Raw genomic sequence first — 23,179 nt, forward strand, 5'->3', positions numbered from 1 at the left:
TACGCGGCATCGAATGGTGCGCTACAGGTCAGCTATCGGGCCCGACAGGCCCGCAAGATACCGGAAAATGTAAAAACGCGGCGCGGCAGCCGATCAGCCGCCGCGCCGCATCAGGCCTTATTCGCAGCCAACCACACCAGCGGCAGCGCCCTCACAGGCGGCTTCCTTGGTGATGTGCCCTGCGTCAATCGCGACGTTCAGGTTTTCCTTGGTCAGCGGAGTCGGTGCCAGCAGGATGGCATTCATCTCGATGCCTTTTTCGCCGCCCGAGAACTTGGTCGCACCGGCGATCGAGTCCAAAGCACCGCCGTCTGCCAGAGCCGAGGCGATTTCGCCCGCAGCCTTGCCCAGCTGACGCGCATCTTTCCACACCGAAACGGTCTGGGTGCCACGCGCCACGCGGTTGATCGCGGCATGGTCGCCATCCTGGCCACCGACCGGAATGGTCAGGCCCTGTGCGCCCAGTGCGGCCACAACACCACCGGCCATGCCGTCGTTCTGGCTCAGAACCGCGTCAACGTCGTTGTTGTTGGCGGTCAGGATCTGCTCCATGTTCTTTTGGGCATTTTCCGGCTTCCAGCCATCCGAGAACGCTTCGCCGACAATCTTGACGTCGCCCGAGTCAACAGCGGCCTGAATCACCGACATCATGCCTTGCAGCAGGAACCCGGCATTCGGATCACCCGGATCGCCCTTGATGATGGCATAATTGCCGGTCGGGGCAGCAGCGAACACGTTTTCCGCGATGATCCGGCCCACGCCCACGTTGTCAAACGTCAGATAGAACGTGCGGTCATCTTCGATCAGACGGTCATAGCCGACCACCGGAATGCCCTCATTGGCAGCGGCTTCAATCGCCGGCCCGATGGCATCCTTGTCCCAGGCGTTGATGATCAGCGCGTCAACGCCCTGAGCGATCAATGCCTCCACATCGGTCAGCTGCTTGGCCGAAGACGATTCCGCATCGGCAGAAACATATTCATTGCCAGCGGCTTCCAGTGCAGCTTTGACGGCCGCTTCGTCGATCTTCCAGCGCTCTTCCTGAAAGCTGCCCCAGGAAACGCCGATCTTCTTCCCCTCTGCCAGCGCGGCAGAAGAAAACCCTGTCGCCGCGATCACGGCGAGCACGATTGCATTACGCATGTGTATCCTCCCTATGGATGCAGCCAGCGTATGGCTGGTTCGGCAGATTCGCCGAGACTGGCAAAAATTGCCTCGATTAAATTCAGTTGTCAAAATAAAAATTGTGATGAAATCTAAGGGAGAGTAAGAAATGGTCTGTTATATGCTGCTTCGCAGCAATTTTCGGGCGGTTCGTGCAGCGAGTGGTCGATAATTCGTTAGGAAGCCAAAGAAATGCTGACACATTATTCAGCGGGGGACACAGGCACGGGACGCAAGGGCGTGGGTCCGCTGATCCCGCCGTTGTCCGATACGCTGCGCCCGTTGCGGCAGCAGGTGTTTGAATGCGTCCGCGCCGCCGGTCTGATTCCGCGCGTGCAGGTCGCCAAGGATCTGGGCGTCAGCCCGGCCTCTGTCACCACCATCACCTCGGAACTGATCGATTCGGGCCTGATAGAAGAGGTGGCCGCCCCGCCGCGTGATGGCGAAACCGTGCGTGGCCGCCCTGCCGTGGCGCTTGGGGTGCGCGCCTCTGCCCATCGCGTCGTCGGCATGAAAATCTCTGACCGCGAACAAACCGCCGTGATCGTCGATTTTGCCGGCAAGCTCATCGCCGAAGAATCCATCCCCCGCCGCCCCGGTCCGATGACGGTGGCCGAGCTGATGACGGTGATCGAAACCCTGCTCGACCGGGTCTGCGAAAAGGCGTCGATCCGTCACGCCGATCTGTCTGGCATCGGCATGGGCCTGCCCGGCTTCATCGACAATGCCGAAGGTATGGTGCTCTGGACCCCGTTGCTTGACACCCGCAACGTGGCGTTGGCTGCCCTGACCAGCCAGCGGGTTGGTCTTCCGGTCTGGGTCGACAATGAAACCAATCTCGTCGCCATGGCCGAACTGTGGTTCGGCGCGGGGCGGGGATTGTCCGACTTTGCTGTGGTCACCATCGAACATGGGGTCGGCATGGGCTTTGTGATGAACCACCGCATCTATCGCGGCACACAGCGGGTCGGGCTGGAACTGGGGCATATCAAGGTGCAGCTTGACGGCGCGCTGTGCCGCTGTGGCCAGCGCGGTTGTCTGGAGGCCTATGTCGCCGACTATGCCCTTGCGCGCGAGGCGACGACGGCGCTGAACTGGGGCCACAAGGAAGGCCAGAGCATCACGGTCCTGCTCGAAAGCCTTTATGACCACGCCAAGGCCGGCAATGCCACTGCGCGCAGCATCTTTCGCAGGGCAGGGCGCTATCTGGCGGTGGGACTGTCCAATGTTGTCAACCTGTTCGACCCCGCGCTCATCATCCTGTCGGGTGAGAGGATGCGCTACGACTACCTCTACGCCGCCGAGACTTTGGCCGAGATGGACAATCTGATGATCAACACCGGCCGCCCGCGCACCCCGATTGAAATTCATGCCTGGGGCGTGCGGCTCTGGGCGCATGGCGCGGCGGCTCTGGCGCTGTCAGCGGTCAGCGAAACCCTCCTTTCGGCCAACCGCGACATCGCCGCGCAATAGGTTTTCCGGCGGCGCATGTCGCAGGACAATCCGCTTTGCGTCATTTGTGCCATAGTGGCGGAAAGACGCAAAATGTGAGGGCCAAAACCATGCCGGAGTCCAGCAGTTGATTGCACATCGCCCCGGCTGTTGCGATACTCGCACCAATCGCCAGTGAGGTTCCTGTGACACAGCGCAGACACGCCCTGTCCCGCCTGCCCTTCGTGCTCTGCCTCGCGGGCGCGCTGACCCTCGGGCAGACCGGCCACGCCCTTGACCGCGTGCAGTTTGTCATCACCGGGGCCGATACAGATCTTGGCGGCGCTTTGCGCAACGCCTCGGCCCTGCTGGCGCTGTCGAACGAAGAGGATCAGCCTGATCAGGTGCTTGCCGCCGCCCGCGCCGAATATGGCCGCCTCGTCGGCGCGCTTTATGCGCAGGGCCATTACTCGCCCGTGGTCTCCGTCCTGCTGGACGGGCGCGAAGCCTCGGCCATCGCGCCCTTGGATGCCCCGCAGCGCGTCGCCCGTATCGAGGTGCGGGTCGATCCCGGCCCGCAGTTCCGCTTTGGCCAGACCGCGATCACGCCACTCGCCCCGGAAACCGAACTGCCCGATGGCTTCGCCCCCGGCGAACCCGCCCAAAGCGGCCTTGTCCGTCAGGCCGTCACCGCTGGCGTCGACGGCTGGCGCGCGCAGGGCAATGCCAAGGCCCGCGTTACCGGTCAGGATGTCGTGGCCGACCATCCCGACCGCACCCTGTCCGCCCGTGTCACACTCGACCCCGGCCCGCGCCTGCGCTTTGGTCCGGTCGATGTCACCGGCCACCAGCGCACCCGCGAAAACCGCGTGCGCAAGATCGCGGGTCTCCCGCAGGGCGAAACCTTTGACCCCGCCGAAATTGACCGCGCCGAAAACCGCCTGCGCCGCACCGGCACCTTTTCCTCGGTCACCATCACCGAGGATGAGGGCATCACCCGCCCCGACCTTCTGGGCACCACCATCACCGTAGTCGAGGAAAAGCCCCGCCGCCTCAGCTTCGGTGCGGAAATCTCCAGCCTCGAAGGGCTGGACCTGTCCGCCGCATGGATGCACCGCAACCTGCTGGGCGGCGCCGAACGCCTGCGGATCGAGGCAGAGGTCGCCAATATCGGCGCCAAAGACAATGGCATGGACTACAGCCTCGAACTTACCATCGACCGCCCCGCTACGCTGACGCCCGACACCACGGCGCGCTTTTCCACGGAAATCGGCCATCTGGATGAACCAGACTTCCGTGCCAACCTGTTTGGCATCGGCATCGGCTTTACCCATGTGTTTTCCGACAGCCTGACCGGCCGGGTCGATCTGGCCTACAGCATCATCGACGGCACCGAGTTCTCGACCAACCGGACCTTTGGTCGCGATTTCCAGTTCCGCAGCCTCGCCCTTCCCGTCGCCCTCACATGGGACCGGCGCGACAACAAGGCCGATGCCAAGCGCGGTTATTTCATCGAGGCCGAGGTGAAACCCTTCCTCGGGTTCGGCACCACCGGTTCGGGCCTGCGCGCCACCGCCGATCTGCGCGGCTATCGCGGCTTCGGGGCCGATGACCGGTTCGTTGTTGCCGCCCGTGCGCAAGCGGGCATCATCACCGGGGCTGACCTTTTGGAAACCCCGCGCGATGACCTGTTCTATTCGGGCGGCGGCGGCACTGTGCGCGGCCAGCCGTTCCAGTCGCTGGGCGTCAACCTGCTGCGTGGCCCGGTCGACTACAAGATCGGCGGCAACCACTTCCTTGCCGCGTCGCTTGAGCTGCGCGCCAAGGTCAGTCGCAACATCGGCGTTGTCGGCTTTGTCGATGCCGGGCGCGTTGATGTCGGCAGCTTCTTTGATGCCGCAGGCGACTGGCATGCCGGGGCAGGGCTGGGCCTGCGCTATGATACCGGCTTTGGCCCGATCCGCGTCGATCTCGCCGCTCCGGTTGGCGGTAATACGGGCAAGGGCGTGCAGCTTTACGTCGGTCTGGGGCAGTCGTTCTGATGCGCTGGCTCCTTCCCCTTGCCCTGATCGCTGCGCCTTGCGTCACCTTTGCGCAGGACGCTGAACCCGAAACCGAAGCCGAACGCACAGATCGCGGCACCATCGTCGCCTTTCTGGAGGATAACCTGTCGGGTGCAGGCCGACAGGTCACCCTGCGCGGCTTTCAGGGCGCGTTGTCGTCACGCGCCACCGCCACACAGCTGACCATCGCCGATGACGATGGCATCTGGCTGACGCTCAACGACATTGTGCTCGACTGGTCGCGCTCGTCGCTGCTGGCAGGGCAGGTTTCGGTCAACGAACTGACCGCAGCCGAAATCATTGTCGCCCGCGCGCCGCTCTCCGAACAGGGCACGCCCGCGCCCGAGGCATCGGGCTTTGCCCTGCCCGAATTGCCGGTCTCCATCGAAATCTCCAAGATCTCCGCCGCCCGCGTGGTGCTGGGCGAGTCTCTGCTTGGCCAAGCGGTCGAGGGCAGTATCGAGGCATCTGTCTCGCTCTCCGGCGGCAACGGGTCGGCAGATCTGACCATCAACCGCACCGATAGTGGCCCGGATGGCCGCATCGACCTCGCGGCCTCTTATGCCAATGACACCACCCAGCTGTCGCTGTCGCTCAACGCGGTCGAAGACGCGGGCGGCATTGCCGCCACCCTGCTGGACCTGCCCGGCGCGCCCTCTGTCGCGCTGCAGATCAATGGCGAGGGGCCGCTTGATAATTTTGCCTCCACCATCGCGCTGACCAGCGACGGCGCTGAACGTCTGGCCGGAACCGTCACTCTGACGGGCACCGATACCGGCGGTACGATGTTCAATGCCGATCTGAGCGGCGATCTGGCCCCGCTGTTCATCCCGCAATATGCTGATTTTCTGGGCGATAGTGTCAGCCTGAACGTCACCGGTCAGCGCGACGCCGGGGGGCGGCTTGACCTGTCCGCGCTCGATCTGCGCGCCCGTTCGGTCGAATTGCGCGGCCAGACCACCATCGCCGCCGATGGCCTGCCCGAGGTCATCGCGCTCAGCGGCTTTCTGCGCGACCCTGACAACAACCCGGTGCTGATCCCCGGCTTTGATGCGGGCGTCTCGGTCCGCACTGCCCGGCTGGATATCGGCTACAACGCGGTCACTGACGAATCATGGCGCGCCGTGATCGAGGCCGAAGATGTGATCACGCCCGAGGCCAGCCTTGCCCGCATGGATCTGCGCGGCTCTGGCCGGATCTCGCGCACCGCCGTTGGCCGGGTGATCGGCGGCAGCTTTACGATGACCGGATCGGGCATCGCGCTGCAAGATCCCAACCTGTCAATGGCGCTTGGCGAGACCGTCACCGCCTCCACCCGGCTGTTCTGGCAAGAGGGCACCGGCGTCACCCGCATCGGCGCGCTTGACCTGACCGCTGGCCCCGTCACCCTGTCCGCAGGCGGCGAAATCGCGGGTCTGACGGAAGGCTTCCGCACCCGTGGCCGCCTGAGCGTTGAGGCGACTGACCTCTCCCCGCTGTCCGGTCTCGCCGGTCGTCCGCTGTCGGGGCGTGGCACCATCACCGCAAGCGGGCAAGGCAGCCCGCTGGCCGGTGATTTCGACGTGCAGGCCCGGATTGACGGCCAGAATCTGACCGTTGACATCCCCGAGGCAGACAACCTGCTGCGCGGCCCCGCCAGCATCGCCCTCGACATCCGCCGCGACACCACCGGCACCGTCCTGCGCAGCTTTGCCGTCCGCGCGCCGTCGCTTGCCGCCGATGGTGCGGGCACCCTCACCTCTGACCTCGCCGACGTGAACCTGACCCTGCGGATGGATGACCTTTCCCGCCTTGGTCCCGATTACGGCGGCAGCATCAACGGCACCCTGCAGCTGTCCGGCCCGCTGACCAGCGGTCAGGCCCGGATCGAAACCGACCTCACCGCCACCGCCCTGCGCACCGGCATCCCCGAGGCGGACCGGATGCTCAACGGCACCTCGCAGGTCGCCCTCATCGCCAACCTGATCGACAGCACCCTGATCGTCGAGCAGCTGAACGTCACCACCCCCGGCGCCACCGCGTCCGCCACCGGCCTGCTGGCCACCAGCGGCAGCGACATCACCGCACAGCTCAGCCTGCAAGACCTCTCGCGCCTGCGCCCCGAATTCGGCGGCCGGATCAGCGCCAACGCGACGTTCAAGGGCACCCCCGACACCGCCGCATTGACCCTTACCGCCGAGACCGGGGATCTGCGCTTTGGCGTCACCAACACCAACCGCCTGCTGTCGGGCACCTCGCAGCTCACCGCCGCCCTGCGGCTGGAAGACGGGGTTCTCCGCGTCGACGATCTGTCGCTCCGCAACCCGCAGCTCACCGCCCAAGCCACCGGCCGCCTCACCGACACAAGGCGCGAGATTGACCTGACCGCCCGGCTCGTCAACCTTGGCCTGCTGCTTCCCGAATTCCCCGGCCCGGTCACCCTGTCCGGCACCGCCGTCGAGTCCGGTAACGCCTATACCCTGTCGCTCACCGGCACGGGCCCCGGCAGCATCGACGCCCGTGTTGCGGGCCAGATCGCCAGCGACTTCCGCACCGCCAACCTGACCGTGCAGGGCAGCGCACAGGCCGGGCTCGCCAACCCCTTCCTTGGCAACCGCGTCGTCTCCGGCCCGCTCAGCATCGACCTCCGCCTCAACGGCCCGCTGGCGCTGTCCTCGCTCTCGGGCCGCGTTGCCCTCTCCGGCGGCACCCTTGCCGACCCCGCGCTCCCCTTTGCGCTGCAAGCGATTGACGCCAGCGCCACCCTCGCCGCAGGCTCGGCGCAGATAACCACCACCGCCAATGTCTCCAGTGGCGGCCGCGTCTCGCTCTCTGGCCCGATCAGCCTCACCGCGCCCTATCGCGCCGACCTTGGCCTGACCCTGTCCGGTGTCATCCTGCGCGACCCGCAGCTTTACGAGACCCTCGCCAACGGCCAGCTGCGCATCACCGGCCCGCTCACCGGCGGCGCGCTGATTGCCGGGCGCATCGCCCTGCCGCAGACCGAAATCCGCATCGCCGCCACCGGCTTCAGCGGGCAGGAACTGCTCGACGGGCTCCAGCATATCGGTGAACCCGCCGCCGTGCGCGAAACCCGCCGCCGCGCCGGTCTGATCGCAGACCCCAGCGCCAACGGCCAGACCACCCCCGCCCGCCCGTTCGAGCTCGACGTCGAAATCTCGGCCCCGAACCAGCTCTTTATCCGGGGCAGGGGGCTTGATGCCGAACTCGGCGGCACGTTACGTATCACCGGCACCACCGACAACATCATCCCCTCGGGCGCGTTCAACCTGATCCGGGGCCGTCTCGACATCCTCGGGCGTCGCCTGACCCTGACCGAAGCCTCTCTGCAACTCGAAGGCGATTTCGACGCCAATCTGCGCATCGTCGCCAGCAGCGAGAATGACAGCATCACCAGCTCGGTTGTGATCGAAGGCTCGGCCAATGATCCGCAGGTCAGCTTCACCTCCAACCCGCAGCTCCCGCAAGAAGAGGTGCTGTCGCAACTCCTGTTCGGCAGACGGCTGGACTCGCTCTCGGCGCTGCAGGCGCTGCAACTGGCCAATGCCGTTGCCACCCTCGCCGGGCGCGGCGGTGAGGGCCTCGTCAGCCGACTGCGGCAGGGCTTTGGCCTGGATGACCTTGACGTGCAGACCTCTGCCGATGGCACCACCCAGCTGACAGCTGGCAAATACCTGACCGAGAATGTCTATTCCGAAATCGTGGTTGATCAGAACGGCAAAAGCCAGATCAACCTGAACCTCGACATCAGCGACAATGTCACGCTCAAGGGCCGGGTCGGGGCCGATGGCAACACCGGCATCGGCGTGTTTTACGAACGCGACTATTGACGGCGGGGCCTAAACCCAGCCGTCAATCGCTGCCACGGCTTCCTCTGCCGTCTCGACATACTGAAACAGCTCCAGATCCTCGGGGCTGATGGTGCCCGCTTCGGCCAGCGCCTGCCAGTTGATGATCTTGTCCCAGAACGCCCGGCCAAACAGCAGGAACGGAATCGGCTTCATCCGCTTGGTCTGGATCAGCGTCAGCGTCTCGAACATCTCGTCCAGCGTGCCAAAGCCACCCGGAAACACGCAGATCGCCTTGGCCCGCATCAGGAAATGCATCTTGCGGATGGCAAAGTAGTGAAAGTTGAAACACAGATCCGGCGTGACATAGGCATTCGGGGCCTGCTCATGCGGCAGCACGATGTTCAGCCCGATTGACTGGCCCCCGGCCTCATGCGCGCCCAGATTGCCTGCCTCCATCACCCCCGGACCGCCACCGGTGATGATTACATTCTCGCGGCCATAGCTTTCCATGCTGCGCTCGGTCATCAGCTTGGCAAATTTGCGCGCCTCGTCATAATACTCTGACAGCGCCGCCAGTGCGGGCGTGCGCCCACCCTCCGCCGTTGCAGGAATCCGCGCGCCGCCAAACAGCACGATGGTCGATTCAATCCCGCGCTCATCCATCACCATCTGCGGTTTCAGCAGTTCCAGCTGCAGCCGCACCGGGCGCAATTCCTCGCGCGTCATGAAGTCCGGGTCGGCAAAGGCCAGCCGGTAGGCAGGCGCGCGGGTCTGGATGGTATCGGGAATCCGGTCGGCCGCCTGCACGTCCTCCACCGAGTCGCGGAACGGGTGGGCGCGGGGTTCGTCTTTCATGTCCTGCCTTTGCATTGCGTGAACTCTCCCCAAGCTCTATAGGCAGGGCGCAACAGGACCAACCGAAAAAGGGTGACAGCATGTCAAACGCCGCCTTGGAAACCGCCGTTGAGGCCGCATGGGAAGACCGCGACGGCATCACCACCGCCACCAAAGGCGAGGTGCGCGACGCGATCGAGGCCACGCTGGCCGCGCTCGACGCAGGCACATTGCGGGTCGCCGAAAAGCGCGGCAATGGTGACTGGCATGTGAACCAATGGGCGAAAAAGGCGGTGCTTTTGTCGTTCCGCCTGACGGATATGCATGAGATTTCGGGCAGCAACGGCGGGTCCAACTGGTGGGACAAGGTGCCGTCAAAATGGCAAGGCTGGACAGAGACTGACTGGCGCGCCGCCGGTTTCCGCGCCGTGCCCGGTGCCATCGTCCGCCGCTCGGCCTATATCGCGAAAAACGTGGTGCTGATGCCGTCCTTTGTGAACATCGGTGCCTTTGTTGACGAGGGCACCATGGTCGATGGCTGGGCCACTGTCGGGTCGTGCGCGCAGATCGGCAAGAATGTGCATCTGTCCGGCGGTGTCGGCATCGGCGGCGTGTTGGAGCCGATGCAGGCCGGCCCGACCATCATCGAAGACAACTGCTTCATCGGCGCCCGCTCCGAAGTGGTCGAAGGCTGCATCATCCGCGAAGGCTCGGTCCTCGGCATGGGCGTGTTCATCGGCAAATCGACCAAGATCGTCGACCGCGAATCCGGTGAGGTGATGTATGGCGAAGTCCCCGCCGGATCGGTCGTCGTGGCAGGCTCGATGCCGTCAAAAAACGGCATCAACCTCTACTGCGCCGTGATCGTGAAAAAGGTCGATGCCCAGACCCGCAGCAAGACCAGCATCAACGAGCTTCTGCGCGACTGATCAAACCCGCCGCAGCCTGTGGTGCAGGCTGAGGAAGTGTTAAAGATTGCTTAATTTCACAGTGTCAACATATTGATATTGTGAGATAATTGAAAATTCCCCCTGTGTTACACACGCCCGTAACACGGGGGGCAGCGCCGCGAAAGGCCGCCCCATGAGCGATGAAAAGCCCGTCAAAGCCAGCCGCCAGCAGGTCTACACCCTGCTGGTCCAGGTCGGCCGCAAACCCGGCGACGACCTGCCCGCCAAAGCCACCGGCGGCGCCCTGATGTGCTATGCCAGCGGTGTGGACGAGGCCGAAGCGGTCCGCGAAACCGTGGCCATCCTCAAGCAGGCCGATCTGGCCGTGCTGGAGGTCGAAGGCCACGGTTCGCTGGACGAGCAAAAAGAGGCCGGCGTCGAAATCGACCCCGAAGAAGAGGCACTGATGCTGCGCGCGCTGGACGAAAACTCCGTGATCGTCGCGCAGATGACGGCCCTTTACGACTAGGCGGCCCCGAACAGGCTGCGCCGCGCCATCAGACTGACCAGCTGCTGCGCCTCAAAGGCCAGCAGCACCGGGCGCGGCGGCTCTGCCCGGACCCCGTGGCTCAGCAGCTTCAGCCCGTCGACCAGCAGCAGCTCCGGCAAGCCCAGATCCACCGCCACACAATCAATCGCCGCCTGCCGCCCGTCGCTGCGCCCGATGGTGCCGTTCGCCAGCGCATCGGCGCGGGCCAGTACCTCCTCGACCCCGAACATATACTCCACCTCGGCCCCGCTCAGCACCACCAGCTGATCGGCTGACAGCAGCACATCGCTGCCCTGACCCAGATAGGGCGCGCGCAGGATGACCGGGGCAAAGCTGCCCCGGCTGGGCAACCGCAGCCGGTTGATCCGCAGCACCGGCTGCAAGCCGTTGTCAGCGGTGTGAACCAGATCGCCGGGCCGCAGACAGCCTGCCGCCACCGGCCCGCGCGCAGTCTCGACCGGGGTGCGCAGCCCCAGCCACGGCGCCCGCTCCGGCGGGCGCTCGCCTTGCGTCACGCCGAACCACAACAGCGACCCATGCCGCAGCGCTGCCCCATCGCGACGGCACAGCCCTGCCAGCTCATGCGGCGACAGCGCAATCGGCCCCGTCCCGGCGCAGATACACTCCTCACCCATCCCGATGCGCCCGAAACTAAGCCGCCAGCCGCCCGTGCGCCGGTTCCAGCCATAGCTGATCCGCGCCGTGCCAAGGCCAAACGGCAGTGGCCCCGGCAACACATGCCGCCGCATCATCTGCCCATTGCGGTGCAGGATGACAATCCCGGCCTGCGGATCGGCAAACACGGAAAAGGTCCGCATCGTGCCGTCATCCTGATGCCATTCAAGCAAGACCGTACCCGTACCAAGCGGCAAGGCAGCCTCACACACGAACAGCCCCTGCTCCAGCACGGAATGATCGCCCTCGGGCAGCGTCAGGTCTGACAGGGCCAGCCAGTCACCCATGGCTCATGCCGCCTTTTCCGCAGCCGCAAACAGCAGCTGCGCCTCAAACGGTCGCAGGGTCCGGCGCACCGCCGGGCTGTAACCATCGCCGGTCTGCGGGTCCAGTTCGGGGAACAGTGTGCAGATCTCGTCGATGATCCCGGCCTCGAACATCCGCGTGGATTGCGGGCCGGGCAGAAAGCTTTCCGTGGCCAGTCCCTCGGACGAGACGATCTGATGCCGGTCAAACAGCAGGTGCACATATTCCACCTCGCCGCCCTCCATCACCCGCACCGAGCGCCCGTTGACCAGATCCTTGGCCGAAACCAGCACTTCGGTGTCGCCAAACAGCAGCTCTGCCAGAGAATCGTGCACCAGAACCCGGTGCTGGGGCGACACAAGCAGCCGCCGGTGATCGCCAAAGGTGCCCGCCCGGATCTCGATCGGGGCCAGTGCCCCGGTTGCAGGCACCTGTCGCCGCCCGATCCAGCGCAACGGCTGCGGCCCGTCATCCTTTGTGATCACCAGATCGCCGGGTTGCAGGGATTCGACCGGGCATTCGCCCTTGTCGGTCAGGATCATGGTTCCGGCGACAAAACAGGGGATCGTGTTGATCTTGACGAGCCCGGTGTCGATATGCCCGCCAATGGTCGAGGCGACGGTGTAGGTGAAGTTCACCTGCTCGATATCGCCATTGCCGATCACCGTGATGGTGCCATCGGCATTCAGCCGTACCTGTTGACCAGAGGGCAGGGTGATGACCTGACCCGCCACAACATTGATCCCGTTGATCTGGGTAATCTGCAGCGTACCCGCGCCGCTATAGATGTCATTGCCCAGAATATCGAATGTTTTCTGACCCGTGGCCGCCATGGTGTCAACGTCATCGCGGGCGACCAGCGTGGTTTGAATGCTGTCCCCGACAATGATCAGGTTCGAGTCGTATTGCGAATCGGCCGTGTCCGCGATGCCGATGCGGATCGAGTTCACCACCCCTGGCTGCACCGGAATCGTCAGCGTCAGCGTGACGGTGAAACCGTCCATCTCGGTATTGTAGTCATCATTCAGATTGCTGGTGAACAGGTTCGGTTGCGTCAGCGGGTTGATGTTGTTGATCGACGAGGTACCGTTGCCGATCGAGACCGGCACATAGACCCCGTTGACCCAGACCCCCATCACATCGTTGAAGGCCGAGTTCACATATTCCGGATATTCCTCGGAACTGAACACAAAGCGCATCGTCATCACATCGCCGGTCGGGATGAAATCGACGTCGATCCAGACCGCATCAAAGGTCTGTGCTCCGGCGATAGCGTTGAACTGGCTGTTGTTGTCGACCCCGTTCGTATCGGTGGAGGTGTTGGTTGCCCGGTTCGGATCGCCACTGGATTGGGTGAAATCCCGCACATTGCCGGTGGACAGGATCACACCGGACGAGGAGGGAAGCACGCCGGGCGCAAGATTGCCGTTGGTAAACGTGGCCGAGCTGTCGCGTGGCCCGGTATAGCTTGCGCCCACCACGGTCACCCCACTGCCGAACATCGCATTGGCCATTGTCATGGCGTTTGCGTTGACGTTGTAGTTCAGTTCTGCGCCTGTCGCCAAGACTGCCTCCCCCGCTGGAAGACAGAGCATAAAAAGCGGTCAGGCGGGTGCCTGCCGGAGCGTTTTGTCGGAATGGGTGCGTTGACCCTGCTCTGCCCTGCCTCTGGGACGTGTTGTTTAATGAATGGTTACCAGAGTTTCGCCGCAAGTCATCCCTCTTTTGGCCACAATGCTGCAGGGGCCGCACTTCCCATCAGCAGAGCGTGTCGCGGCGGCAACAATATGAGGTTTCGTCAGGCAGTTGCAGGGCACGGGAAGGGCCGGTATGCCTGTGGCAATCCCATTACGGAGTGCTGCAATGTCAGAACCTGTCGATCCTGTCGCCCTCACCGCCGCTCTGGTGCGCTGCCCTTCGGTGACCCCGGAGGAAGGTGGCGCGCTGGTGCTGCTGGAGCGGCTTCTGTCTGATGCGGGGTTTGAGTGCGCGCGGGTTGACCGGGGCGGCGTGTCAAACCTGTTTGCCCGCTGGGGCCTGCGCGGCGCCAACCGCAGCTTTGGCTTCAACGGTCATACTGACGTGGTGCCGGTGGGCGATGCCGCCGCCTGGACGCATGACCCGTTCGGCGCTGTGGTGGTCGATGGCTGGATGTATGGCCGGGGCACGACCGACATGAAATCGGGCGTCGCCGCCTTTGCCGCCGCTGCGGTGGATTTCGTGCGCGAGACGCCGCCCGATGGCGCGGTGATCCTGACCATCACCGGCGATGAGGAAGGGGCTTCGGTCGATGGCACCGTGGCGCTGCTCGACTGGATGGCCCAGCATGGCGAGCGCATGACGCATTGTCTGGTCGGCGAGCCGACCTGCCCGAATGAGATGGGCGAGATGATGAAGATCGGCCGTCGCGGCAGCATGACCGCCCATATCTCCGCGACCGGGGTGCAGGGGCATTCCGCCTATCCGCACCGGGCAAAGAACCCGATGACGGCCTTGGTCAGCCTGCTGGCCCGGCTGGAGGACAAGCCGCTGGATGCGGGCAGCGACCATTTTGACGCCTCAACGCTGGCGATCACCACCATTGATTGCGGTAACCCCGCCACCAATGTCATTCCGGCGCGCGGCACGGCCACGGTGAACATCCGCTTCAACGACCTGCATTCCGGTGCAAGCCTCAGCCGCTGGCTGCAGGATCACGCACAGGCGGTGGCCGGGGAAACCGGGGTGCGGCTTGACCTGAAACTCCAGATATCGGGTGAAAGCTTTCTGACGCCGCCCGGTGAATTCTCGGCCTTGGTGGCCAAGGCTGTCGCAACGGAAACCGGGCGCGTGCCGGTCGCCTCGACCTCGGGCGGCACCTCGGATGCGCGTTTTGTCAAGGATCACTGCCCGGTGGTGGAGTTCGGTCTGGTCGGCCGGACCATGCATCAGGTTGACGAGCGGGTCGAGGTGGCGCAGATCCACCAGTTGAAGACCATCTACACCCGCATCCTGCGCGATTACTTCGCATGATCCATATCGCGCCCACCCGCGACATCGCCGCCTGCCTGCGCCTGCGTCGCGCCGTGTTCATCGAAGAACAAGGCGTGTCCGAGGCCGAGGAACTCGACAACAAGGATGAGGGTGCGATCCACATGCTCGCCACCCTTGACGGAGTGCCGATGGGCTCGGCCCGTCTGCTGCTGTCGGGGGACACCGGCAAGATCGGCCGGGTCTGCGTGCTGCCCGCCGCGCGGGGCACTGGCCTTGGGGCCGCCCTGATGCGGGCAGCGCTTGACGAATTGCGCCGCCAGCCGGGCATCACCCGCGCCAAGCTGGGGTCGCAGACCCATGCCTTGGGGTTTTACGAACGGCTGGGCTTTGTCGCCGAAGGGCCGGTCTATGACGATGCCGGCATCCCGCACCGCGACATGGTGATGACCCTGTAGCCGACCCACCCTGTCGCCACTGCACGACCCCCGGCTTTGCTGCTTTGCAAATACTCCCGCCGGAGGCCCTTACCCGAACTGCCGTCAGGCAGCAGGGCGGTTGCTGGCCAGAATGTCGCGCACCATCGGGATCACGGTTTCGCCATAGAGCCGGATACACTCCATCAGCTCGCCATGCGGCTGCGGCCCGGTGGCGTATTTCAGATCAAAGCGATCAATTTTCAGCGTCCGGACGGTTTTGGCGATCTTTTTCGCCACCGTCTCGGCGCTGCCGACATAGAGCGAGCCATGCTCGACCTCGGCCAGATATTTCTCTTTGGTCACCGGCGGCCAGCCGCGTTCGCGACCGATCCGGCCGAACATCTCGCGGTAATGCGGCCACAGACCCTCACGCGCGGCCTCATCGGTGGCGGCGACAAAGCCGGGGGAATGCACGCCGATCGGGCGCACCTTTGCATCCATCGACGCGACGGCGCGGTGATAGAGGTCGATATAGGGCACAAACCGGGCCGGGTCGCCGCCGATGATCGCCAGCATCAATTGCAGATCCTGCCGCACGACCCGCACCACCGACTCGGGGCTGCCGCCGACGCCGACCCAGGTGGTCAGGCCCTTTGGCCCCAGCGGCGGATAGACCACCTGATTTTTCAGGGCCGACCGGGTCTCGCCCTTCCAGCTGACCTTTTTCTCGCGCACCAGACGCGCGAACAGATCGAGCTTTTCCTCGAACAGCTGGTCATAATTGGCCATGTCATAGCCGAACAGCGCATAGCTTTCGGAAAACGAGCCACGGCCCAGAATAGCCTCGGCCCGGCCATTGGACACCGCGTTCAGCGTAGAAAAGCGCTGGAACGCCCGCACCGGATCATCCGAGGACAGAACAGTTACGGCAGTGCCCAGATGAATGCGCGAAGTGCGGCCCGCGATGGTCGCCAGCACAATCTCGGGCGCGGAGATGGCAAAATCGTCGCGGTGGTGTTCGCCCAACCCGATAAAGTCGATGCCAACCTGATCGGCCAGCACTGCCTGTTCTACCACGTCACGCAATACCTGATCCATCGGCAGCATCTGCCCGTTCGCGCCGCGATTCACATCGCCGAACGTATCCAAACCCAAGGAAATCTCGCCCATACCGGCCTCCTGTTCTTTGGGTCAACATAGGCGATGCCACCGCCCGCGCAAAGGCGCAGCCTTGCACGGCAGCTGTGCGCGGTCAGGAGATGTCGCGCAGTTCCAGCTGGCCGCCGGGGCCTTGCCGTACCTCGAACCGGGGCAGACGGCGGACCAGATCCGACAGTTTCGCCGCGCCATAGGTGCGGGTGTCGAAATCGGGGTTGGCTTGCGTGATGAACTGACCCAGCGGGCCAAGCGTGTACCATTCGCCATCCGGATCAATCGCCCGCATCGCGGCGACGATCAGCGGAATGGCCTTGGACGGCGCTTCTTTGGTGCCGGGTTTCGCCGCCACCACGCCTTCGGTCACGTCGCTACGGATCGTGCTGCGCGGCAATTCTTCGGCGGGGGCGTTCAGGTTTTCAACGTAGATGAATCGCTTGCAGGCCATGCGAAAGGCCTCGGGCGTTTTCTTTTCGCCGATGCCATAGACATCCAGCCCCTGCTCGCGAATGCGTGCGGCCAGACGGGTGAAGTCGCTGTCCGAAGACACCAGCACAAAACCGTCAAACAGGCCGGAATGCAGGAAATCCATCGCCGCAATCACCAGCCCGATGTCAGAGGCGTTCTTGCCCTTGGTATTGGAAAACTGCTGATCGGCGACCAAACCAAGCGCTGCCACCTTTTTCGCCCAGCCCGCCAGTCGCTGCGCCGACCAGTCGCCATAGATCCGGCGGACCGAAGCCTCGCCCAGTGCCGCGATCTCTTCAAAGATCGCTTCGGCGTAGCTGGCGGGCACATTGTCGGCGTCGATCAGGACGCAAAGGCGGGGGGTGCGGGGTTCGGGCATCGGTTTCTCCATCCCGATGCTTGTCGCATCTCGGCGCGGTCAAGGAAAGCCTCAAGCTGTCGGGTCAAGGAAGAAGCGGTCATGGGTCAGCCAATAGGCCAGCAGATCGCCCGCCGTTTCGTGTGGCAGCGCCAGATACTCCATCATGCACAGATCGACACCCACCAGACCTGCCATGCGCCAGGCATCCTGCGCCGCCAGCTTTGCCGCCGGAGCGGCCAGCATATGCTCGACCGTTCCGGCAGTCATGGCGAGGACATGGATGATCTGCAGCGCCGGGGCGTCAGGCCAGCGGGTGGCAAGCTGCCCGACAAGGCTTCGCACATCCTGCTCTTCCGAGAGCAAGGCCCGCACGGCCATCTCGATCAGATCCTCGTCGCTTATACCCACGGACATGCTCTTTTCTGACAAAGTGCCAGTTCGCACCGTCAGCAAAGCACAAGACTATGGGCCGGATCAGATCAATTTCACCTTGGTTCCGACTTTTGCCAAAGCATACAACTCTGCGATGTGTTCATTGTAGAGTCCGATGCAACCGTCGGAGGAACGGCGCCCGATTTTGCGGGTGTCATGCGTTCCGTGCACACGGTAATACTGCCAGGAAAGGTACAGGGCATGGGTGCCGAGCGGGTTTTCGGGCCCGGCGGGAATCATCGCCGGCAGCGAGGGGTCGCGCTCGCGCATCGAGGGTGTTGGCGTCCAGGTGGGGCCGTCAACCTTTTTGATCACCTCGGTCATGCCGCGCCGGGTCAGCTCTTCTGAAATCGGCACCGAGGAAGGCCACATGCGATAGTCGGCACCGTCTGCCGACCAGAAATGCACCGCGCGTGACACGGTGTCGGCCAGAATGACCCCATGGCCCAAGGCGTCAAAATGGTCGCGCCAATCCTGCATCTGAAAGCTGGAGACATTGTTGCGCACCGAGCCGGTTACGGTTTGCGCGCTCAGGATCGCCGGTGCGCAAAGCGTGATGCCAAGTGCCCCGGCCCCCGTCAGAAGATGCCGCCGAGAAAGGGGGGGAAGATCTGTCATGGTCCTGCCTTGTTTTATTACTGCCGGTTCAGGTATGGCCAAACTGCAAGACATTCACAAATCACGATATCTGACCCGCGCTCACGAAAAGATCAGGTCACGCCATCAGATCGGCAGGCCGCGCTGTCAGAGCCAGCAAAGCCTGCTGTGGGACGATCCCTAGCAACAGGCCCCGCGCGCCTGCGTTGATCCAGACCTTTTCCGCTGTGCAGGATGTGGCCTCAATAGCGGTGGGAACAGGGCGCTTTTGCCCAAACGGGCTGATACCACCGACCCGGTAGCCGGTCAGTCGCTCGGCTTTTGCAGGCAGCATCATCGCGGCGGATTTGCCACCAAACGCCGCCGCCACCCGTTTCATCGAAAGCAGCTGGTCAGAGGGGATGACGCAGCAGGCGGGCTTGCCGTCAACCTCGACCATCAGCGTTTTCAGGGTCAGCGCCGGATCAAGCCCCAGGGCCCGTGCAGCCGCCAGCCCAACGGCATCAGCACCGGGGTCATAGTCATAGGGATGCAGACTCACTTCAATGCCTTGCTGCGCCAGAGCCCGCAAACCGGGTGTCGATGTCATGTGCCGGACTCTCTCCAGGTCTTCATGTGGCAACAAACCGGCCGGGGGGCCGTCCGCCCCCCGGCACCATCAGCCTCAGAACACCACGACGGACCGGATGGATTTGCCCTCGTGCATCAGATCGAACCCCTTGTTGATGTCTTCCAGCGGCAGGATATGCGTGATCATCGAGTCAATCTCGATCTTGCCGTCCATGTACCAGTCGACAATTTTGGGCACATCCGTCCGCCCGCGCGCGCCGCCAAAGGCGGTGCCTTTCCAGACACGGCCCGTCACCAGCTGGAAGGGCCGGGTCTGGATCTCGGCCCCGGCCGGGGCCACGCCGATCACCACCGAAACGCCCCAGCCGCGATGGGTGCATTCCAGCGCGTCGCGCATCACCTTGACGTTGCCGGTGCAGTCAAAGCTGTAATCCGCGCCACCGATCTGGTCGAACGGGGTCTTGGTCAGATCGACGATATGCTGCACGACCGACCCCTCGATCTCTTTGGGGTTGACGAAATGGGTCATGCCGAACTTTTCGCCCCATTCCTTTTTGTCGTTGTTCAGATCGACGCCGATGATCATGTCGGCCCCGGCCATGCGCAGGCCCTGAATCACGTTCAGCCCGATCCCGCCCAGACCAAAGACCACGGCCTTGGCCCCGATTTCCACCTTGGCGGTGTTCAGCACTGCGCCGATGCCGGTGGTGACGCCGCAGCCGATGTAGCAGATCTTGTCGAACGGCGCGTCATCGCGCACCTTTGCCAGCGCGATTTCCGGCACCACGGTGTGGTTGGCGAACGTCGAGCAGCCCATGTAGTGATGGATCGGCGTGCCATCCAGCATCGAAAACCGCGTCGTGCCGTCTGGTAGCAGGCCCTGACCCTGGGTCGAGCGGATTGCGGTGCAAAGGTTGGTCTTCTGGCTCAGACAGCTCGGGCATTCGCGGCATTCTGGCGTGTAGAGGGGAATGACGTGATCGCCGGGTTTCAGGCTTTTGACCCCCGGCCCGCAGGCGATGACCACGCCCGCGCCCTCATGCCCCAGAATGGCTGGGAACAGCCCTTCGGGGTCGGCGCCCGACAGGGTGAATTCATCGGTGTGGCAGATGCCGGTGGCCTTGATTTCGACCAGAACCTCGCCCTCTTTCGGGTCGGCCAGATTGACCTCCATCACGGTCAGCGGTTTGCCGGGGGCAAGGGCTACGGCGGCACGGGTGCGCATTGGCTTCTCCTAAATCATTTGCGCTCAGGCTGGGGGAAACTGCTGGCCAAGGCAAGACCCCGGAGGGGGAATTTCAACGCCCATGCTTGCATGCAACCTGTCGCCGGGGTTAGGTATGGCTATTCCTCTGAAGCGGTTTACGAGTGGTCAGGTTTTTGTCAGACATCGGCTTTCCTTCGGGTCTTCGGTTTGCGCATGCGCTGATCCTTTGCAGCGCCCTTTCGGGGTGCTTTGTGCCGCCGATGTCGCGTGTCGGGCCTGCGATCGTGCCACCGATGATGCTGGCCAGCGGTCAGGTGCGGGGCTGCGGGCAGGATCAACTGACGCATCTGGCGGGCAAACCCTTTACCGAACTGGCGAATTACCGCCTGCCTGGCCATCTGCGGGTGTTGCGCCCCGGTCAGGGGGTGACGCGGGACTTGATGCCGGACCGGTTGAATGCCCAAGTAGATGGCTCGGGTGTGATCCTGCACCTGTTTTGCGGCTGAAGAACGGAGACTATTATGAAACAGACAGTCCTTGCCGGAAGTTTGATTGCCGTGCTGGCGGCCTGTCAGCCCGTTGTGCCGGATGCGCCTGATGGCCCGGATCTGGCGAGTTGTGGGGCCGATGCGTTGCGGGGCTGGTGGGACAGCCGGCCTCGGTGTTGCAGACGATGAAATTCGCTGCCGAGACGCGCATCATCCGGCCTGATATGGCGGTAACGATGGATTACCGGGCCGACCGGCTGAACATCGAGATTGACCGGGCCGAGCGGATTTCGCGGGTCCATTGCAGCTGAAATGACAAAGGCCCCCGGCTGGCGGGGGCCTTTGCTTGCTGCGGTCAGGCTGGCTTACATGCGATAGGAGGTGTGGCAATCGCGGCAAGCGCCGCCGACAGCCCCCATCCCGGCCTTTACCCCGTCGAGCGAGGCAGGGTCGAGTGCGGTCGCCGCTGCGTTCAGTGCGCCTGCTTTGGCAACGAAATCATCCCAGTTGGTCCAGATCTCCGGCTTGGCTTCGGCCACCGGATCGGTCGCTTGCGGCTCGAACTTGGCCGGGATGTCGGCGGATGCCGCAACCAGCGCCTCTTGCGCGGCCAGAGCGGCGGCGGCGTCAAACGCCACCTTGTCGGTCGCCATGTCGCCCAGAACCTTGACGTTCATGCCAATGGTGCCCATCAGGTCCATCCGGGCCTTGACGGTGGGGTCTTGCACCCCCTCTTTCGCGACGGCAACACCGGCCACAAGCACAAGTCCGGCAATAAGGCTCTTGGTAATCAACTTCATGTTTTCTGGCTCCCAGCTGGAAATTATGTCGCAGTATAAGCGCGGCCTTGAGTCGCGGAAGTGACGTTGTTGCGGAACCGACACCGATCACGCGAACGTCATCACCTGTTCCGGCGTCATTCCAATGCCCGCGCCTCGCCCAACAGCATCACCGGAATGCCGTTGCGGATCGGAAACGCCAGATGCGCAGCTTTGGAAATCAGTTCCTGCGCCGCGGCGTCATAGGTCAGAATGGCGTTGCTGACCGGGCAGACCAGACTTTCCAGCATGCGCGGGTCAAACGCCTGCATTGAGCCAGACGGGGTATCACGTGGCGGTGTTTCCGCCGGATCGGGTTCGGGGGCCACGCGTTCCGTCATTGCATCACCTCATCATTGGCCCCGCCCCGCAGGGCAAATTCGATCAGAGTCACCAGCGTTTCGCGCCGGGTCGACAGCGAGGGCGCTTCCAGCAGGGCCTGTTTGTCTTCGGGGGTAAAGGGGCAGAGCATTGACAGCGAGTTGATCAGCAACTCGGTATCGGCCTCTTTCAGGCTGTCCCAGTCGGTCGCGAGGTTCAGCGTCGTCAGATACCGCCCCAGCACCGCCAGAAAGGCGGGGCGGTCAAAGCCGGGGTCGGTCTCATCCTCGCGGCTGAGGTCGCGGCCAAAGGGTGACCATTCGACCAGACAGCGGCGATAGGGGGTAAAGCCCTGCACCTCTTCGCGGACGCGGAACCGAGACATGCCCGACAGGGTGATCATGTAGCGCCCGTCCTCGGTCTCGGAAAATCCGGTCAGACGGCCTGCGCAGCCGATGGCCTGCAGCCGTTTTTCGCCGCCCGGAGTTTCGCGCGGCTGGATCATGCCGATCAGCCGCGTCTTGGTTTTCATGCAATCCTCGATCATCGCCAGATAGCGCGGCTCGAAGATATGCAGCGGCAGACGCGCGCGCGGCAGCATCAATGCGCCGGGCAGCGGAAAAACCGGGATCGTGTCTGGCAAGTCTGATGCTGTGATCATGTCCGGTTACCTAGGCCGCAAATGGCGTCAGGCAAATATCATCGACGACAGCTTGCGCCGGCCTTTCATGACGATGGGGTCTTTGGCCGCCAGCGCATCGAAAATGGTGAAAAGCTGGGTGCGTGCGGCCCCCTCATTCCATTCGCGATCCCGCCGGAACAGCTCTAGCAGCTGGTCTACCGCCTCTTCGGTCTTGCCCGCCGCCAACAGGGCGGCGGCATAGTCGAAGCGGGCCTGATGATCCGTCGGGTCCGCCTCGACGGCGTTGCGCAGATCCTGTTCCGGGCCGGCATTCGCGGCCTGTTTGGCCAACTCGATCTGGGCACGCGCCGCCTCGACCTCTTTGGCTGTGGCGATGGCTTTGGGGGCATTGGCCGCGAGGGTTTCGGCCTGTTCCAGATTGCCAAGCGCCAGATGGGTACGGATCAGCCCGCCATAGGCGGCGGCGTTTTCCGGCTCTTCCTCCAGAATGGCGGCAAAGGTCTCTGCCGCATCCGCAGCAGCGCCTTCGGTCAGCATCTGCTCGGCTGCCTCGATGGCCTCGGCCAGACCGCCATCGCCGCCAAGTGCCTTGATCCGGTCGACGAATTTCTTGATCTCCGACCCCGGCACCGCGCCCTGAAACCCGTCCACCGGCTGGCCCTGCCAAAAGGCAAACACCGTGGGGATCGACTGCACCCGCAGCTGACCCGCGATCATCTGGTTTTCGTCCACGTTGACCTTGACCATGCGGACCTTGCCGCCCACGGCCAATACCGCCGCCTCCAGCGCGGGGCCAAGCGTCTTGCACGGGCCGCACCATGGCGCCCAGAAATCCACGATGACCGGCACTTCGCGGCTGGCCTCGATCACGTCGGCCATGAACGTGGCCTCGGTGGTATCCTTGATCAGGTCGTTTTTCGGTGCGGTTGCAGGCTTTTCACCAAGGCTGAACATCGATCCCTCATCCGGCTGAAACTTTGCCCCTTATATGCGCACAAGGGGCGCAAAGGCCAAGGGGGAAGGGGC

The 23,179-nt window shown here is 63.7% G+C and carries 23 protein-coding genes; 9 read left to right on the forward strand and 14 right to left on the reverse strand.

Annotation, left to right across the window (positions count from 1 at the left end; genetic code table 11):
* Positions 1-117 precede the first annotated feature (117 nt).
* Complete coding sequence (locus D1012_RS00665) at positions 118-1,143, reverse strand: substrate-binding domain-containing protein (RefSeq protein ID WP_118149422.1); 1,026 nt, start codon at positions 1,141-1,143, stop codon at positions 118-120.
* 213 nt (positions 1,144-1,356) lie between these two features.
* On the opposite strand from D1012_RS00665, the gene D1012_RS00670 reads away from it, so the two are divergent.
* From D1012_RS00670 to D1012_RS00680, 3 genes are all read left to right on the forward strand, one after another.
* Entirely contained in the window at positions 1,357-2,637 is a 1,281-nt protein-coding gene (locus D1012_RS00670) for an ROK family protein (RefSeq protein WP_118149423.1), read from the forward strand.
* Positions 2,638-2,801: 164 nt separating this feature from the next.
* On the forward strand, positions 2,802-4,637 hold the full coding sequence (locus tag D1012_RS00675) for an autotransporter assembly complex protein TamA (RefSeq protein WP_118149424.1): 1,836 nt from the start codon (positions 2,802-2,804) through the stop codon (positions 4,635-4,637).
* On the forward strand, positions 4,637-8,488 hold the full coding sequence (locus D1012_RS00680) for a translocation/assembly module TamB domain-containing protein (protein WP_118149425.1): 3,852 nt from the start codon (positions 4,637-4,639) through the stop codon (positions 8,486-8,488). Before D1012_RS00675 ends, D1012_RS00680 begins: the two co-directional genes overlap by 1 nt.
* Before the next feature lie 9 nt (positions 8,489-8,497).
* Here D1012_RS00680 and D1012_RS00685 read toward each other — a convergent pair whose 3' ends face one another.
* Entirely contained in the window at positions 8,498-9,304 is an 807-nt protein-coding gene (locus D1012_RS00685) for an LOG family protein (protein ID WP_118149426.1), read from the reverse strand.
* 80 nt (positions 9,305-9,384) lie between these two features.
* On the opposite strand from D1012_RS00685, the gene dapD reads away from it, so the two are divergent.
* Together dapD and D1012_RS00695 are read left to right on the forward strand one after the other, a co-directional pair.
* Positions 9,385-10,212, forward strand: coding sequence for a 2,3,4,5-tetrahydropyridine-2,6-dicarboxylate N-succinyltransferase (gene dapD, locus D1012_RS00690; protein ID WP_118149427.1), 828 nt, complete (start codon positions 9,385-9,387; stop codon positions 10,210-10,212).
* A 154-nt stretch (positions 10,213-10,366) separates the two neighbouring features.
* Positions 10,367-10,702 carry a DUF8846 family protein gene (locus D1012_RS00695; RefSeq protein ID WP_118149428.1) on the forward strand — a complete coding sequence of 112 codons (336 nt, stop codon included), beginning with the start codon at positions 10,367-10,369 and terminating at the stop codon, positions 10,700-10,702.
* On the opposite strand, the gene D1012_RS00700 is transcribed toward D1012_RS00695, so the two are convergent.
* Positions 10,699-11,685 (reverse strand): Hint domain-containing protein, encoded by a 987-nt coding sequence (locus tag D1012_RS00700; protein WP_118149429.1) that lies wholly within the window; start codon positions 11,683-11,685, stop codon positions 10,699-10,701. The genes D1012_RS00695 and D1012_RS00700 overlap by 4 nt on opposite strands.
* Before the next feature lie 3 nt (positions 11,686-11,688).
* On the reverse strand, positions 11,689-13,269 hold the full coding sequence (locus D1012_RS00705; protein WP_118149430.1) for a Hint domain-containing protein: 1,581 nt from the start codon (positions 13,267-13,269) through the stop codon (positions 11,689-11,691).
* Positions 13,270-13,567: 298 nt separating this feature from the next.
* Between D1012_RS00705 and dapE the strand changes: the two genes are divergently transcribed.
* Both dapE and D1012_RS00715 read left to right on the forward strand, forming a co-directional pair.
* Positions 13,568-14,716, forward strand: coding sequence for a succinyl-diaminopimelate desuccinylase (gene dapE, locus D1012_RS00710; protein WP_118149431.1), 1,149 nt, complete (start codon positions 13,568-13,570; stop codon positions 14,714-14,716).
* The gene (locus D1012_RS00715; protein WP_118149432.1) at positions 14,713-15,132 is read left to right on the forward strand and encodes a GNAT family N-acetyltransferase; all 420 of its coding nucleotides are present in this window, start codon (positions 14,713-14,715) and stop codon (positions 15,130-15,132) included. The genes dapE and D1012_RS00715 overlap by 4 nt, the downstream gene beginning before the upstream one ends.
* 84 nt (positions 15,133-15,216) lie before the next feature.
* Here D1012_RS00715 and D1012_RS00720 read toward each other — a convergent pair whose 3' ends face one another.
* The 6 genes from D1012_RS00720 to D1012_RS00745 form a co-directional block, all read right to left on the reverse strand.
* The gene (locus tag D1012_RS00720) at positions 15,217-16,263 is read right to left on the reverse strand and encodes an LLM class flavin-dependent oxidoreductase (protein ID WP_118149433.1); all 1,047 of its coding nucleotides are present in this window, start codon (positions 16,261-16,263) and stop codon (positions 15,217-15,219) included.
* A gap of 82 nt (positions 16,264-16,345) precedes the next feature.
* Positions 16,346-17,095, reverse strand: coding sequence for an NYN domain-containing protein (locus D1012_RS00725; RefSeq protein WP_118149994.1), 750 nt, complete (start codon positions 17,093-17,095; stop codon positions 16,346-16,348).
* A 51-nt stretch (positions 17,096-17,146) separates the two neighbouring features.
* Positions 17,147-17,485, reverse strand: coding sequence for a hypothetical protein (locus tag D1012_RS00730; protein WP_158569146.1), 339 nt, complete (start codon positions 17,483-17,485; stop codon positions 17,147-17,149).
* Between the two features lie 66 nt (positions 17,486-17,551).
* Positions 17,552-18,127 (reverse strand): L,D-transpeptidase, encoded by a 576-nt coding sequence (locus tag D1012_RS00735; protein WP_118149435.1) that lies wholly within the window; start codon positions 18,125-18,127, stop codon positions 17,552-17,554.
* Between the two features lie 97 nt (positions 18,128-18,224).
* Positions 18,225-18,695 (reverse strand): aminoacyl-tRNA deacylase, encoded by a 471-nt coding sequence (locus D1012_RS00740; RefSeq protein WP_118149436.1) that lies wholly within the window; start codon positions 18,693-18,695, stop codon positions 18,225-18,227.
* A 75-nt stretch (positions 18,696-18,770) separates the two neighbouring features.
* Entirely contained in the window at positions 18,771-19,901 is a 1,131-nt protein-coding gene (locus D1012_RS00745) for an S-(hydroxymethyl)glutathione dehydrogenase/class III alcohol dehydrogenase (protein ID WP_118149437.1), read from the reverse strand.
* 143 nt (positions 19,902-20,044) lie between these two features.
* Here D1012_RS00745 and D1012_RS00750 point away from each other — a divergent pair, with 143 nt between their 5' ends.
* Both D1012_RS00750 and D1012_RS00755 read left to right on the forward strand, forming a co-directional pair.
* Positions 20,045-20,389 carry an I78 family peptidase inhibitor gene (locus tag D1012_RS00750; RefSeq protein ID WP_118149438.1) on the forward strand — a complete coding sequence of 115 codons (345 nt, stop codon included), beginning with the start codon at positions 20,045-20,047 and terminating at the stop codon, positions 20,387-20,389.
* A 137-nt stretch (positions 20,390-20,526) separates the two neighbouring features.
* Entirely contained in the window at positions 20,527-20,682 is a 156-nt protein-coding gene (locus tag D1012_RS00755; protein WP_118149439.1) for an I78 family peptidase inhibitor, read from the forward strand.
* Between the two features lie 54 nt (positions 20,683-20,736).
* Here the strand turns inward: D1012_RS00755 and D1012_RS00760 are convergent, their stop codons facing one another.
* The 4 genes from D1012_RS00760 to D1012_RS00775 all read right to left on the reverse strand — a co-directional run bounded on the left by D1012_RS00760 (position 20,737) and on the right by D1012_RS00775 (position 23,107).
* Positions 20,737-21,171, reverse strand: coding sequence for a c-type cytochrome (locus D1012_RS00760; protein ID WP_118149440.1), 435 nt, complete (start codon positions 21,169-21,171; stop codon positions 20,737-20,739).
* A gap of 116 nt (positions 21,172-21,287) precedes the next feature.
* The gene (locus D1012_RS00765) at positions 21,288-21,461 is read right to left on the reverse strand and encodes a Trm112 family protein (RefSeq protein ID WP_118149995.1); all 174 of its coding nucleotides are present in this window, start codon (positions 21,459-21,461) and stop codon (positions 21,288-21,290) included.
* Positions 21,462-21,526: 65 nt separating this feature from the next.
* Positions 21,527-22,171, reverse strand: a complete 645-nt coding sequence (locus D1012_RS00770; RefSeq protein ID WP_118149441.1) for an LON peptidase substrate-binding domain-containing protein — start codon at positions 22,169-22,171, stop codon at positions 21,527-21,529.
* A gap of 27 nt (positions 22,172-22,198) precedes the next feature.
* Complete coding sequence (locus D1012_RS00775; RefSeq protein ID WP_118149442.1) at positions 22,199-23,107, reverse strand: thioredoxin family protein; 909 nt, start codon at positions 23,105-23,107, stop codon at positions 22,199-22,201.
* Positions 23,108-23,179 lie beyond the last annotated feature (72 nt).

It is taken from the genome of Pseudotabrizicola alkalilacus (assembly GCF_003443995.1).
GTDB classification, from domain to species: domain Bacteria; phylum Pseudomonadota; class Alphaproteobacteria; order Rhodobacterales; family Rhodobacteraceae; genus Pseudotabrizicola; species Pseudotabrizicola alkalilacus.